15 protein-coding genes and 1 pseudogene are annotated in these 14,870 nt (G+C 38.0%); 9 read left to right on the top strand and 7 right to left on the bottom strand.

Going from position 1 to position 14,870, the window contains the following annotated elements; genetic code table 11:
• Positions 1–176: 176 nt before the first annotated feature.
• Complete coding sequence (locus RAC86_RS04300) at positions 177–1,280, bottom strand: 2-methylaconitate cis-trans isomerase PrpF family protein (RefSeq protein ID WP_019712533.1); 1,104 nt, start codon at positions 1,278–1,280, stop codon at positions 177–179.
• 144 nt (positions 1,281–1,424) lie between these two features.
• On the opposite strand from RAC86_RS04300, the gene RAC86_RS04295 reads away from it, so the two are divergent.
• Positions 1,425–2,294, top strand: coding sequence for a LysR family transcriptional regulator (locus tag RAC86_RS04295; RefSeq protein WP_015251604.1), 870 nt, complete (start codon positions 1,425–1,427; stop codon positions 2,292–2,294).
• A 114-nt stretch (positions 2,295–2,408) separates the two neighbouring features.
• Complete coding sequence (locus RAC86_RS04290) at positions 2,409–3,725, top strand: citrate:proton symporter (RefSeq protein ID WP_015251605.1); 1,317 nt, start codon at positions 2,409–2,411, stop codon at positions 3,723–3,725.
• A gap of 274 nt (positions 3,726–3,999) precedes the next feature.
• Here the strand turns inward: RAC86_RS04290 and RAC86_RS04285 are convergent, their stop codons facing one another.
• The gene (locus tag RAC86_RS04285) at positions 4,000–4,980 is read right to left on the bottom strand and encodes an aldo/keto reductase (protein WP_033883000.1); all 981 of its coding nucleotides are present in this window, start codon (positions 4,978–4,980) and stop codon (positions 4,000–4,002) included.
• Positions 4,981–5,115: 135 nt separating this feature from the next.
• Between RAC86_RS04285 and sigZ the strand changes: the two genes are divergently transcribed.
• From sigZ to RAC86_RS04270, 3 genes are all read left to right on the top strand, one after another.
• Positions 5,116–5,646, top strand: a complete 531-nt coding sequence (sigZ, locus tag RAC86_RS04280; protein WP_015714387.1) for an RNA polymerase sigma factor SigZ — start codon at positions 5,116–5,118, stop codon at positions 5,644–5,646.
• A gap of 132 nt (positions 5,647–5,778) precedes the next feature.
• A complete protein-coding gene (locus RAC86_RS04275; protein WP_377885407.1) occupies positions 5,779–6,534 on the top strand; it encodes a metal-binding protein ZinT in 756 nt (251 codons plus the stop codon).
• Between the two features lie 62 nt (positions 6,535–6,596).
• The gene (locus RAC86_RS04270) at positions 6,597–6,758 is read left to right on the top strand and encodes a hypothetical protein (RefSeq protein WP_003245984.1); all 162 of its coding nucleotides are present in this window, start codon (positions 6,597–6,599) and stop codon (positions 6,756–6,758) included.
• Between the two features lie 286 nt (positions 6,759–7,044).
• Here RAC86_RS04270 and RAC86_RS04265 read toward each other — a convergent pair whose 3' ends face one another.
• The 4 genes from RAC86_RS04265 to RAC86_RS04250 form a co-directional block, all read right to left on the bottom strand.
• Positions 7,045–7,122 carry a YjcZ family sporulation protein gene (locus RAC86_RS04265; RefSeq protein ID WP_072175780.1) on the bottom strand — a complete coding sequence of 26 codons (78 nt, stop codon included), beginning with the start codon at positions 7,120–7,122 and terminating at the stop codon, positions 7,045–7,047.
• 576 nt (positions 7,123–7,698) lie between these two features.
• Positions 7,699–8,406, bottom strand: coding sequence for a YrpD family protein (locus RAC86_RS04260; RefSeq protein ID WP_038429372.1), 708 nt, complete (start codon positions 8,404–8,406; stop codon positions 7,699–7,701).
• A gap of 381 nt (positions 8,407–8,787) precedes the next feature.
• On the bottom strand, positions 8,788–9,585 hold the full coding sequence (murI, locus tag RAC86_RS04255) for a glutamate racemase (RefSeq protein ID WP_015714374.1): 798 nt from the start codon (positions 9,583–9,585) through the stop codon (positions 8,788–8,790).
• Between the two features lie 350 nt (positions 9,586–9,935).
• The gene (locus tag RAC86_RS04250; protein ID WP_015251610.1) at positions 9,936–10,979 is read right to left on the bottom strand and encodes a nitronate monooxygenase; all 1,044 of its coding nucleotides are present in this window, start codon (positions 10,977–10,979) and stop codon (positions 9,936–9,938) included.
• Between the two features lie 394 nt (positions 10,980–11,373).
• Here RAC86_RS04250 and aadK point away from each other — a divergent pair, with 394 nt between their 5' ends.
• Together aadK and RAC86_RS04240 are read left to right on the top strand one after the other, a co-directional pair.
• Entirely contained in the window at positions 11,374–12,228 is an 855-nt protein-coding gene (gene aadK, locus RAC86_RS04245) for an aminoglycoside 6-adenylyltransferase AadK (RefSeq protein WP_088326610.1), read from the top strand.
• A 226-nt stretch (positions 12,229–12,454) separates the two neighbouring features.
• Complete coding sequence (locus tag RAC86_RS04240) at positions 12,455–12,958, top strand: DinB family protein (protein WP_088326608.1); 504 nt, start codon at positions 12,455–12,457, stop codon at positions 12,956–12,958.
• Positions 12,959–13,162: 204 nt separating this feature from the next.
• Here RAC86_RS04240 and RAC86_RS04235 read toward each other — a convergent pair.
• A pseudogene (locus RAC86_RS04235) lies at positions 13,163–13,279 on the bottom strand (TetR-like C-terminal domain-containing protein); the annotation flags it as partial.
• Between the two features lie 501 nt (positions 13,280–13,780).
• On the opposite strand from RAC86_RS04235, the gene RAC86_RS04230 reads away from it, so the two are divergent.
• Positions 13,781–14,152: a YrdB family protein gene (locus tag RAC86_RS04230; protein ID WP_072592606.1), complete on the top strand. Its 372-nt coding sequence runs from the start codon at positions 13,781–13,783 to the stop codon at positions 14,150–14,152.
• 230 nt (positions 14,153–14,382) lie between these two features.
• Positions 14,383–14,870, top strand: a 488-nt coding sequence (locus tag RAC86_RS04225) for a cysteine hydrolase family protein (protein ID WP_377885406.1), incomplete at its 3' end; no start/stop codon positions are given.

Below are 14,870 nucleotides of genomic sequence, written 5' to 3'. Positions count from 1 at the left end.
CTCTATAATGATTATGTCATGCTTGAGGCAGATACATGAAAGGACCTTGGCGATTTCATAAAAAACAATATAGAGGCTTTTTTAAAGCCATGCAAGATTACAATGGATCTGTGCAAGAAGGCGCATTCAATCCATCTATTAACGATGGAAAGGGGGAGGCTTTTTGCACAGTCCATCTACATCATTTGATAGTCTCCATGCGTATAAACTGTTCCGTCCATAATACGTCGTGCGGTACGGACGATCTTTATACCAGTGGGCTCCACCATTGTTTCAATAATACCAGAAGAATGAGCTAGCCGAACCTTTGTAGAGTGGTTTTTTGCTATTCTTGCAGGGATTGCACCTTCCACTGAAAGGGCTCTTGTTGTACATATCGCTCCAGTGACAGCCAGTGCTTGATGTGGCTTTTGCATGGACATCATCCTGATGTGTAAGTCCATCTCAACGCTTGAATGCCAAGCACCTGTACTATCTTTATATTTCTCTGGTTTTGCTACTATAGCCAGTTTGGGGACAGCCGGCGATAACTTTGTAGCTGAAAATCGACTGGCAAAGCCGCATTTCTCTGCCGCAATGGATCTTAATTCTTCAAATTGAGCCAACTGTAGATCAGTAAATTCTTCTGCAAGTTCCGTTCCATCCAGGCCGATACTGCTCGCTTCCACAAAAACTAATGGATTTGCATAGTCGATAATAGACACCTCTATTTGGCCTTGACTTGTATCTAAAAACTCCGAACTATTTCCAGTAGGCAATAAATGACCGGTAACTGAACCAGCGGCATCATGAAAGTTTAAATAGATTGGAGATCCAGATCCAGGCACTCCAGATATCGTAACATCTCCGTCATATTTGACCTGACCGTCTTCCACTTCTACTTCCGCAATGATCATTTTATTCGTATTGGTATTCAGGATCCTTACCGCAGTCATTGGTTCTGTCGCTTTTACAAGTCCTTCTTCGATAGCAAATGGACCAACAGCAGCGGAGATATTTCCGCAGTTCCCCTTAAAGTCCACTTTTTCTTCTGAAATGCTGACTTGACCGAAAGTATAGTGAACATCAATATCCGAAGTATATGCTTTCTTTATTATTGCCACTTTACTAGTAAGGGAATTACCGCCACCCAAACCATCTATTTGTCTTTTATCAGGACTTCCCATGACATCAAGCAAAAAGGGCTCCCATTCGTTTTTATTGTTAGGCATGGCTGATTCATGGAAAAAAACGCCTTTGCTTGTTCCGCCTCTCATGATTGTTACATTCGTCTTGACCATCGTCATCATCCTCATCTGAAAGGTAGTATTTTTTATGTTTTTTAGTGTAGAAGGTAAAAAAATAAAAATAAAATATAAGTTTTCTTAATATTCGATAAAAAAACTTTTATAATTGTGAAAGAAGGACTAGAAAGGAAGATGAAAATGGATGAGAAAGATTGGATTTTATTGAAAATTCTTCACGAAGAACAAAGTGTAACAAAAACAGCAGAACGATTATTTACATCACAGCCTTCCATCACTTATCGGTTGAATAAGATTGAGGAGATTTTCGGAATTGAATTATTCACCAAAAGGCATAAAGGAATTACCTTTACTGCGGAAGGAGAACACTTGGTTGCTTATGCAAGAAGAATGCTACAGGAACTTCAAGATACCAAAGATCATATCTCTAATCTAAGCAAAGAGGTGCAAGGACATCTAAGGCTGGGGGTATCAAGCAATTTCGCTCAATATAAGCTCCCTAAGTTATTAAGGGAATTTTCCACTATGTATCCTAATGTCCAATATAGTGTACAAACAGGCTGGAGCACAGATGTCATGAAATTATTAGATGCTGGTATTGTACAAGTCGGTATACTGAGAGGAAGCCATCGCTGGAAAGGGGTGGAGGAACGGCTGACACGGGAAAAATTACATATCATCTCAAAAAAACCAATAACGATAGAGCAACTTCCTTTTTTACCTTTTATCAAATATAAAACGGATGCTTCTTTAAAAACGATTATAGAAGATTGGATGCATACGAATCTAAAACAAGCCCCCATTATTGCAATGGAAGTGGATCGACAAGAGACTTGCAAAGAGATGGTAAAGCATGGTCTTGGTTACTCCATAGCACCAGAAATTTGCCTGCAGGAATCTGATCATTTGTACACAATGGAACTGTATAATGCTAAGGGTAAGCCTCTAATGAGAGATACTTGGCTAATGTACGATCAAAAATCATTAGGAATCAAACTCGTTAAAGCATTCATTGATTTTTTAAAGGGTGAACAAATGGTAACCATTTAAAGTTATGATAGAATTTTTTTTGAAACACAGTAAAAAAATATTTATTTAACTTATTACACCGTATAAGATATGTTAATCAAAAGTCATTTGAAAGCGCATTCTTGGAGGTGTAATATGCTTACTATTTTAGGTTTTTCGATGGTAACTGTTTTTACAATATTAATAATGACAAAGAAAGTCTCGCCTATTGTTGCCTTGACCATCACTCCCATTGTTTTTGCTCTTATTGGAGGTTTTGGTAAGGGTATTGGCGACATGATTTTAGAAGGAATTCAAACAGTTGCAAGTTCAGCGGCATTGCTATTGTTTGCTATTCTTTTTTTCGGAATTTTAATTGATGCAGGTTTATTTGATCCGCTAATAGAAAAAATTTTATCTATAGTAAAGGGAGACCCTGTGAAAATAGCGATAGGGTCTGCCGTCTTGGCAATGCTTATCGCTTTAGATGGGGACGGTACAACAACCTATATGATAACAGTCTCAGCAATGTTACCTTTGTATAAAAGAATTGGTATGAATCCCATGGTTATGGCGACATTAGCAATGCTGTCGTTGAGTATCGTTAGCGGAATGACTCCATGGGGCGGACCAGCTACAAGAGCGATTTCAGTGCTGGGTTTGGATCCTTCAGATTTTTTTGTGCCATTACTTCCGACCATGCTTGGAGGTATTGCTTGTGTGATATTTCTGGCTTTTCTAATGGGAAGGAAAGAGAGGAATCGAATAGGCATCGTTCAATTAGAGCCTAGACATATAACAAAGGACAGCTCTCAATCTTATATGGCTGCTAGTTTGGAGAGCGAGCAATTGAAAAGGCCACGCTTAATATATCTTAATTTATTCCTCGTTATAAGTATCATGGTGTTTATTGTGCTTGGAACTAAGCATCCGTCAGTTTTATTTTTAATTGGTTTTGTTCTTGCCCTTACTATAAATTATCCGAATGTAAAAATGCAGAAGGAGCGAATCGCCGAGCATTCTGGTAATGCCATAACTGTAGTATTATTGGTATTTTCAGCAGGAGTATTTGCTGGTATATTATCCGGGACAAAGATGGTGGATGCCATAGCAGGATCATTAATATCCGTTATTCCCTCATCAATGGGAGGGTTTTTCCCCGTTATTGTAGCACTCACTAGTATTCCGTTTACTTTTGTTTTATCAAATGATGCATATTACTTTGGTATGGTACCTATCTTTGCAGAAGCTGCCTCAGCATATGGTATAGAACCAGTAGAAATTGCAAGGGCTTCTATAATGGGGCAGCCGGTTCATCTGATGAGTCCATTGGTTGCGTCAACAGTATTGCTAGTAAGCATGCTTAAAATGGACTTGGGGTCATTTCAAAGGTTTGCCGTTAAGTGGGCTGTAATTACATCATTAGTTATTACGTTGTTAGCAATCATTACAGGGGCTATTACTATTTTGTAAAGAAACAATAATAATATTTAGACTGCCAATGAATCATTAGTTTGATTGATTTAAATACAGCTGAAAGGGGTCCCAAGCTGATCAAGCCAGTTGTCTCTCCAGTTACTCTATTGTTTAGGGTTCTTTTTTAGAAGCGGCAGCATTTTTGTCGATGTTTAGCCAGCATTTCAGCACGATGTGGAAAAGACAAGAGACAAACATGCTCTTGTCTTTCTTAATATGATAGTTCAGTATAAATATTTAAGAAAAATGTCAGTATTGAGTAATGAATGTATCACCAGGCGTATGCCTCAGGTGTCTCTCCTCCAGGTCCGGGAAAGATATCATTTAACATGCAGAGAATCTCCTTATCCAGACTGATTTCAACGGCTTTTATCGTATCACGCAGCTGCTCAACCGTTCGTGGTCCGATGATCGGCGCAGTTAAAACTGGATTTGCCAGCACCCATGCCAAAGCCACATTTGCTTCTTTCTCTCCTAGTTCTTTGCATAAATCTGAAAATTTCTCGAGTTGCAAACGATGTTTTTCAATTAAATCTGCTCTTTTTGCTGTGCGAGTTCCGGCATTGCTTTTCAATGCCTTCCCGCCAAGAAGCCCTCCTGCAAGGGGACTCCACGCCACTACTCCTAAACCAAGATCCCGTGCAGCCGGCAGCACTTCCATTTCAGCTGTTCGTTCTAATAAACTATACTTATGCTGTTCAGTGACGAGTCCCATGAATCGCCGTTTTTCAGCTTCAGCTTGCGCTTTAACTAAATGCCAGCCTGCAAAATTACTGGATCCAATATAGTCTACTTTGCCGGAGCGAACCTGAGTCTCAAAAGCTTCCCATATCTCATCCCACGGTGTCCGCCTATCGATATGATGCATTTGGTACAATTCGATATGATCTGTCTGAAGCCGCTTCAGTGATCCTTCCAGATGACGTCTGATTTTGTATAGAGACAAGCCCCTCATATCATTTGGTCCGTCATTCGGATCAGAAATCGGTTCATATACTTTTGTCGCCAGAACAACTTTCTCGCGGCGCTGTCCTCCTTGTGCAAACCATTTTCCAATGATGCTCTCTGTCAATCCTGCGTTTTTGCCCCAGCCGTAAATATTGGCAGTATCAAAAAATTGAATGCCGTTATCAAGCGCTTCATCCATGATACGGAACGCAGTCTTTTCGTCTGTATCAACTCCAAAATTCATCGTGCCTAAACATAAACGGCTCACCCGCAATCCTGTTCTCCCTAAATAGGTATACTCCACAACAAACCTCTCCTTTATCATTATTTTTTGCAACAGCTGCAATACAATTGATTCAACAATTGTTTCGCTCTTTGTTACGATTAAAAAGACGAAGCAAATGTAAAGCAGACGCAAAATTATAGGAGGTTTTTTCAAATGAATATAGAGGATCTATGGGATCAATTTCATCAGCCGTTAAAAACATATATTTCACAAAGGGTTAACGATCAATCTATCGTTGATGACCTCTTGCAAATCGTATTTATGAAAATACAAGTGCATCTCCCAAATCTGATCGATGAACAAAAGATCGACAGCTGGATTTATCGGATCACTAGAAATACGATTATTGATTTTTACCGTACAAAAAAAACAAGCGAAATATTGCCTGATGATCTACATTTTAATAACCGTGCAGAGGAAGAAAATTTCACCAAGGAAGCAGCTGTGTGTATTCGATCGACCATCAAACGGTTGCCTGAAAAGTATCGAGAGGCGCTCGAGTTAACTGAATTTCAGGGGTTATCACAGAAAGAGTTGAGTGAAAAGCTCGGCATTTCTTACTCAGGAGCAAAATCAAGGGTACAACGCGGACGGGGAAAATTAAAACAGCTGCTTGAGGGGTGCTGTCATATTGAAGCGGATCGATATGGAAATATCGTAGACTTTCGTATTTTAAAGGAATAACTGATGAACAAAGTCAGTTATTCCTTTAAAATAGTCCATCCGCATGAAGAGCATTTTCCCTTTGATGTTTGCAAGAGATGTATGTATAATATAAATCGTAATGTTTTCGATTTAATAAAAAGGAGTGTTGGAATGAACATTTTATTTTCAAAGCGGCTAGGCATATTAACGATTGGTTCATTACTCGTATTGGCAGGATGTCAGACTTCCGGTTCTTCTGCAGGTGAGTCTAATCAAACAACATCATCCTCAGCAGTTGAAGAAGACTCTTCCAAAACGCAAGAGCAAACATCTGACAGTCATACACAAGAACATTCTCACGATCATAGTCATGCGCATGATGAAGAAACAGAAAAAATATATGAAGGCTATTTTAAAAACAGCCAAGTAAAGGATCGCTTACTTTCTGATTGGGAAGGAGATTGGCAATCTGTATATCCATACCTGCAAGATGGTACTCTTGACGAAGTGTTTTCATATAAATCAGAGCACGAAGGCGGCAAGACAGCTGAAGAATATAAAGAGTATTATAAAAAAGGCTATCAAACAGATGTTGACCGTATTGTAATCCAGAAAGATACTGTAACGTTCTTCAAAAATGGAAAAGAATATTCTGGTAAGTATACGTATGACGGATACGAAATTCTAACCTATGATGCGGGCAATAGAGGGGTAAGATACATATTCAAACTAGCTAAAAAAGCAGAAGGGCTGCCTCAGTATATTCAGTTTAGTGATCATAGTATTTACCCGACTAAAGCTAGTCATTACCATCTCTATTGGGGGGACGACCGTGAAGCTTTACTTGATGAAGTCAAAAACTGGCCTACTTACTACCCGTCAAAAATGGATGGACACGATATTGCCCATGAGATGATGGCTCATTAAATGATGATTACTCTATGAAAGTTGTTCTGCCATAGCCATTTTTTCTGTGGAGAATTGATAGAATGGGGAAAAAACTGATTGAGACCATTCAGTATCCGCCATATTATTGTGACGTGGCATACCTTGAGTCATCTCACATGAAGAGTAGAAGAAACCTATTTCAAAATAAAAAATCATTGGATGTATGGCAGTGGATTACGCTTGAAATCTATTGGCTTATATGAAGCAAAGAAGAGACCCAAAAACCGCAAAGCTTCTTCAAGAAAGCTTTGCGGTTTTTTATATGTCTAAGCCTCGATTCATCTCACCATAAAAATGCATTTCAACTTTCTCTTTTGATCGACAATAGTCCATAAAGGGAAGAATATTTCCCTCACAAAGAAGTCGTGGCAGTAATCTCCATAGGTGTGTTTGCATGGCCCACTTTAATGGTTTTGTTTAAATCTAATAAAAAACAGACGCCATAAAGATTTCTTATGGCGTCTGATGGATATGAGGTAAGGTGTGTTCTTAATAGCCACCAAAGAAAGATGTCCCAACGATGATTAATAGGATGAATAGAACTACGATTAATGGAAATGACCTCATAACATCACCTTCCTTAAAAGAGGATAGTACATGATATGCAGATCGAGCTTATTCGATAGTGATGCTAGTTTAATTGATGTAAAAATATTTTTAAGGCTGGACTGCTAACTGATCTTTATTAGTTATTGGATCATACTTATGATTTTGGAATGAATCCGTTTCAAAGTGATGTGTTGTTCTCGGCCAATCGCTGGTTAATCTTCCTGGTGCAATCGAGCTATATGAAGCCATCCCTCTTTTATGAAAGTACATCCAAAACTTCTCTCTCTTGCAGACCCTTAATCATTTGACTTGCATATCGAGCGTAAGCATGCCTCATCTAAAAATAAAGTGCACCATCTGCTATTTGTTTTAACATTTTTAAGACAGTGATGCACACCTTTTGCGTTGAGCAAATGGAACAGGTTCAGAAGGGGCGAGCTGCTCCTTACTTCACCCAGATAAAAGACGGAGATAGACGGCATGTACCGAAGCTAACTGAAAGTTAAATTGAAATGAAAAAAGGGGCATGTTAAGCCCCCTTTAAGACTATCGAGAGCTTCTCAATAGCCTAACGCATTGTATGTTTAACATGTTTTAATTTTTGACAACGGATAAACTGACACTGTTGCCTGAGACTGTTACTTTAGCGAAGTCTTGTGTATCAATTACAGGTGTTATTGCTTTGTTGTCGATGGTGATGTTTGTAAAAGATGTTGAAAAGTTTGATTTGATAGATTGGCGTGAACCTGTTGTTGCAACTGTAGCGAGCGCTTTCCATTTGGAGATGGAGCCGACATTTGTTTTGCTGATTTCTGAAATGAGACGGCCGTTGTATCCCGCATTGTTCGTGCCCCAGTATGTAGCGCGGGTATTGCCGTTAAGGTTTTTGTAGATGGTAAGTTGTACGGTGCTGCCGGGACGGAAGCCTTTCGTATTCGTGAATTGGCTTCCTCCTTCGAGGTACTGAACCTGATCCTGTCCTTTTGAACCGACTTTCATATATGGTTTCCATACGTTATATTTATCACTGTACTGAAATCCGATATCGGATTCTGTGCCCCCGCTAAAGCCAGAGTAGATGTAGGCTGTCCCATTTGAAACCTGAATGGAGCTAGGAAGCTGGATTTTCGTAACAAAAATGGCACCAGTGCTGTTCAAGTAAGCCCTTCCGCCGATTCCATCAGTTAGCTGTGATGCAGCTTTTGCGGTTTTTGGACTAATAATACCCGGCACATCTACTGCACATGTGCCAAAAAGCACAGTTGCCGTAAGCGCACCCGCAAGCAGTCCTTTTTTCATCATCATTATTTCCCCCTATCATTATAATTAGAAAGCGTTATCATCTTGTATTATAAAACATTATGAAAATAATTCCATAATCAACATGAAAATAGACACAGAATTTACACATTATGACTTTGTGTATCTGGCAAACGGTCGATTTCTAATCTCGAAAAATGTCCTGTGAAGTGTAAATGTTACGATAACTTTTCAATCGAGACTTGTGTTTTATTGAAATAGAAAAGCTATAAGAGATGGGGGAGAAATAAGAGGGGAAAGAGCGAAAACACTGTAATCAGATATGTGTGTATAACTCAATTGTTTGTTAGAAAAAAAGTGGGCTTTTTAAGCCCGCTTCTTAGTTCATGTTTCTCTTCAGGAGATTGTCTTTTTCATTTACATTCAATGTCCAACATGACTCCTTTGAGTTTCATCTAATATTTCAAACAATCTTTTGTACTTTGATATGACTACTTGGTCCACAATTTTATGGCCAGAATTGAAAAAGGTGATTGAGCCCGATCCTTTACCAAGCTGGTTACGATCTGCAAGAACTTTTTTCAACTGTTTTGCAGTACCGACACTGCCTGAAATCATATCAACTTTTATCCCAAATAGTTTTTCAAAACTGTTTTTGAAAAACGGAAAATGAGTGCATCCTAACACAATCGTTCCATATTGTTTCAGATCAAAAGAAGATAGTTCGTTCTTTAGATATTTAATGATTTTGTCTTCACTAAAATCAAAGTTCTCAGCAAATTCAACTAGTCCTGGAAGAGCTAAGCAATCAACAAGGTCATGGTGATCAATTTCTTTAACTAGATTATGAAATTTCTCTTCTTTAAGCGTCAAATTAGTAGCAACTACCAGAACTCTTTTTCTTTCCTCTGTACATTTATTTATAGCAGGCTTTACAGCGGGTTCGATTCCGATTATCGGAAAGTCGAAGTTTCTCCGAAGATCCTCTATCGCAATGCTAGTAGCTGTATTACACGCAATAACAAGAGCTTTGATATTTTGACTGGCCAGAAATTCAGCTGCATTGAAAATATATTCTTTAACTTTACCCTTTGATTTTTCACCGTATGGAACGTTTAACGTATCTGCATAAAAAATGTAATCTTCATAAGGAAGAACTTTTATGGCCTCATACAATACAGTCATGCCACCAATTCCTGAATCAAAAAATCCTATTTTCATCAATTCTCACGCTTTCTGTCTCATTACTTTTTTTATCATATGACTTTATATCATCTGAATCAAACGAAAAACAACCATTTTACTATTCGAATTTAATATGGGAGTTATCGATTTTTCGAATAGATAGCAAAACTTGAGAAGGGGAGATAAGATCGAAATGTTGGTAATGTATTGTGGTTGTGGTGAAATTATCAAGATCGCATCGTATCAATGTGATGATTGATAACCCGATTCAAATTAGCTTTGAAAATGTAGGAGTATTTAGATTTCCAGAGTCAGGGGATGAAATTACGAAAAAAAAAGCAAACTGCCTGTCGAAGTTTGCTTTTTGCTCTATCAATGAGGTGCGCCTATATTTTTATATCCTCTTGGCAAAGCTGATTTAAAAGCTGCTTAACCGAAATTTCCTCAGTCAATGACCGTATCCCTTGACCTGCCCATAAAGACATCTGATCATGGTTATTTTGAAGTGAAGCCTTCTGTCTCATTGCCTTCGTTAGTGTATTTTGATAAGGGTACGGAAGGGTTTGTGTCTCAAACTGTTCTTTTTCTTCCATCCATTTATTTACGATTCCTCTGGCCTCTTTACCTGAAAATAATGTCGTAAGCTTTGTATCTGCTTCGTTTGCTTCTAGTATTTTCTGTTTATGCACTGGATGTGCGTTACTCTCGTGACAAATTAAAAAGGCAGAACCGATTTGAACTCCTTGGGCTCCAAGGGTTAAAGCTGCTTTTACTCCTCTGTGGTCTATCATTCCCCCAGCAGCTATGACAGGTACGCTCAGTGCATCTGCTGCTTGTGGAATCAGAGCCATTAAACCTACGGCAGATTCACCTTTGGAAGGTAAGAATGCTCCGCGATGTCCACCGGCTTCACTTCCTTGAAGGACTACTATATCCATTCCCCGTTCTTCCATTAACAATGCTTCTTCTACTGTTGAAGCGGTTCCTATTAAACAGCATCCAGCGGTTTTTAGCTCCTTTACTGCGTCTTCAGGCGGCAGATCAAAAGTGAATGAGCAAGCCTTAACCTTGTATTTTAAAATTAGATCAATTTTTTGATAGAAGTCATCCCACTCTTCTTGTACAGATGTGAATTGATTTACTTGATTAGCTAACGGTATGTTTTCTTTCCACTTTTTAATCTGATCTTCTGGTGGCATCTCTAGACCTAGCGGAACAAACACATTAATTTGAAAAGGAGCGTCTGTCAGCTCAAACATTTCTTTTATTTGTTGTTCTAGGAGGTCTGGCGTAAGATACCCCGATGCTAAGCTGCCAAGAGCACCTTGATTCGAAACTGCAGATGCAAGTCGGGGCTTTGTAATACCGCCAGCCATTGGAGCTTGAATAATCGGTTTTGTTAAGGAAAACTTCTTCATAAATTCATTCATACCGAATCCCCCCGTTAAGACATGATTTTTGAAAAAAGTGCCATTTTAAAATTTACTCAAAAACTCGTATTCGCTTAAATATATCGTTTTCCTTCTTTTTGTCAATCTCTCATACCAGTTAACATGTCGATAAAGCAGGGGGATTAAAGTGTGTCAAAGATAGTGTCGTCCCATGGCGGCTCTACAAAAAACTGAATATTCATGTAGTCCGTCATAGTTGATATCTGATTTTGAGATGTCTTGCATCTTAATATTGAATGATATATAGGAGAACATCATGTAAAATAAAGCTTAGAAGAATACATCACATTCAAGAGTAAAAAAATCTATAAGACGTACAGATCAATATTCGGTTTTACAGTTAGATATTAAGGCTGAAACGGAGGAACATGTAATGCGAAGTGAGCAGGAAATGATGGACATTTTTTTGGACTTTGCTTTGAACGATGAGAGAATCCGATTGGTCACTTTGGAAGGGTCACGTACAAACAGAAATATCCCTCCTGACAACTTCCAAGATTATGACATCTCGTATTTTGTAACTGATGTAGATTCTTTTAAAGAAAATGATCAGTGGCTCGAAATCTTTGGGAAGCGCATTATGATGCAAAAACCAGAAGATATGGAGCTTTTTCCTCCCGAATTAGGTAATTGGTTTTCATACATTATTCTTTTTGAGGATGGCAACAAATTAGATCTAACCCTTATTCCAATTCGTGAAGCAGAAGATTATTTTGCTAATAACGATGGTTTGGTTAAGGTATTGCTTGATAAGGATTCGTTCATCAACTATAAAGTGACCCCAAATGATCGCCAATACTGGATGAAAAGGCCGACTGCAAGGGAATTTGATGATTGCTGTAATGAGTTCTGGATGGTTTCGACTTACGTAGTAAAAGGACTAGCAAGAAATGAAATCCTTTTTGCCATTGACCATTTAAATGAAATTGTACGTCCTAATTTATTGAGAATGATGGCCTGGCATATCGCATCTCAGAAAGGGTATTCATTTAGTATGGGGAAGAACTATAAATTTATGAAGCGGTACCTTTCAAATAAAGAATGGGAGGAACTCATGTCTACATATTCTGCGAATGGGTATCAGGAAATGTGGAAGTCTTTATTTACTTGCTATGCATTATTTAGAAAGTATTCAAAAGCTGTATCAGAAAGTCTTGCATATCAGTATCCTGATTACGATGAAGGCATCACTAAGTATACGGAAGGTATTTATTGCTCAGTAAAGTAATAAGAATATAGGATTGTTTTCATATGATATTTGATTCTCGCTGACAATGGAGACCAAGGAGTCACCATGTTTGTAAAAAGATGCGTAAATCGTTATGTTTAAGAATGTCTACGCATTTTACTATGATTATTCTTGTCCAAAATTTTTGTTCTTTTTAACGAAACGAGGCATTATAATTAACCTATAGGCACATTGAAAAAACAAAAGAATAAAAAGGAGGATTTTTGTGTTTCAAACCTTAGACCATTTTTTGAAATCTTGGGAGTTCGAAGCAGATGCTACACAGAAACTATTAAATAGTCTGACTGATGAATCACTTAATCAAGAAATAACTTCACAAAATTGGACTCTAGGCCGTATTGCCTGGCACACTGTTGCTGCCATTCGCATCATTACCTCAAACACAGACTTAACGTTCCATGCCCCAGCTGAAGATTATCCTGTTCCAACTTCTGCTCAGTTTATAGCTGACAGCTATTATCAAGCCAGTAATGCATTTGTACAGGCATTAAAAACCCAATGGACTGACCATACACTTCAAGAACGTATCAACTTTATCGGACAACAATTGCCTAACGGTTCACTTTTGATGTTTTTAATTCAACATCAAAATCACCATCGGGGACAAATGACTGTTCTTATGAGACAAGCAGGTTTAACTGTTCCAGGTATTTATGGTCCAGCAAAAGAAGAATGGGCAAAATTTGGTTTGGAAGCCCCGAAAATGTAATCAACCTTCTATAAAAAAGTTACGCTATGACAACATATAAGAAGATGTTTTGATCTATCTTTTTTCAAAACATGTTCTTTTTTTGTTCGTTTACCAATGAAAAGAACATATTCGAATAATAACGTTCTTCCGCGTTATTGTTGGCCTATTCCCAACGATGTAAGTATAATGTTTAATGCTGTCAAATCTTCTAGATACACATATCTATAGATTCCTCTCTAACAAAACCCCCACTTTTTCTGCCATCACTCGAGGCGGGGAAGGCATTTCATTTTTCAAGACTACTCCTACGTATGCATTTGCAACAAATTCAGCAACGATCTATGGTTCAGAAATTCCAATGAAACATTCAGGTGTTGCTCAACTTGGAATAGAAGCAGCAGCGCCAAAAGGAAGCTTATTGGAAGAGTCTAGTTGCAACAAATGGATATAAGAGGGGAACGTCTTCTCAAAAGGGAAGGCAGTTTATTACTGTAATTCATGCAAAGAGTAAAACCTCCCAGCGATAAGCGAGGTCAATATTCAGCTTTTATGGTATATTCTTTCCTTCGTTCGACAAATTCTGCAAATTGTAGACAACTTCCTGATTATTTGGATAATTAACTGGATAGGAGGGGAAAAGTTGTCATATTTCATTATACTTATCATCGTTCTATTATCGGAGCATTGGTAACAGCAGCAGTCGGTATCATCTTTTCAAAAGTAGAGGTAATCTCGCCGAAAACTACAATAGAATCTAAATAGGAAGAACAGAAAAGTTTTTATACGCTGAAATAAAGCAGAGAAAGAGCATCTCCTGCGGGGGTGTTTTTTATAGAGGAGTTGGAAAAACTGAATCAGACTAATTTACTTTTAAGATTCACCCTTGAAATCGCTGCACTAATCTCCTTAGGGGTGTTTGCTTGGATAAGCTTTAATGGTTATTTTAAGTATGTTTTAACTTTGGTTTTACCTATTGCAGTTATGATTGTCTGGTCTGTATTTGCAGTACCTCATGATCCTAGTCGAAGTGGACAAACTGTAATAGCTGTAAACGGGGTAACAAGGCTAGTTATTGAATTATTGATCTTTGCAATGGCTGTTGCAGCGCTTTATTTTAGTCATTTAAAACCAGTTGGTATTGTCTTTTTATGTCTAATAATACTCCACTACATCTTTTCAGCTGAGCGTATCAAATGGCTTCTAAATCAATAGTTTTTCATTTCGGCACTCGTTATTAGAGTGCTTTTTATCATTTTCTGTAGAGCCAGTGATTCTCAGATTAGATTATTGAAGGTTAACGGCTTGGGCACAGTTGCAGTTTAGAACGCATTTTCCAATAAAGAAGGCGCTCATTTGAAATTCATCATTAAACAATTGTACAAAAGTAAAATTTGTATTTAGAATGTAGTAATAAATAGAAATTCTACATAGGAGGGTATCTTGTGGAAGAAAAGAAAAAAGCTTTAATCATTGTGGATGTACAAAAAGCCTTCGATGATAAAAAATGGGGGGAACGGAATAACGTAAAGGCGGAAGAAAACATTAGTAAAATACTAAAATTATGGAGAGAAAAAGGATGGACAGTCATATACATACAACACACTTCTGATAAACCTCATTCTTTATTCCATCCAAAGAATGAAGGGTTTGCGATAAAGGAAATAGTTAAGCCTATGGATGAAGAAGTCATTATAACCAAGACAGTAAATAGCAGCTTTATTGGTACGAATTTAGAAGAATTCTTAAAATTAAATGAAATAAACACTGTAGTCATAACTGGTTTAACCACGCCTCACTGTGTATCAACCACCACAAGAATGAGTGCTAATTTAGGGTTTGATACATACCTGATTTCAGATGCAACAGCAGCCTTCGGAATGAGAGACCAAAATGATACATATTATGATGCGGCGACTATTCATAATATATC

The sequence above is a fragment of the Bacillus sp. LR_5 genome (assembly GCF_042709275.1).
This window is presented reverse-complemented; position numbering and strand designations above follow the sequence as displayed.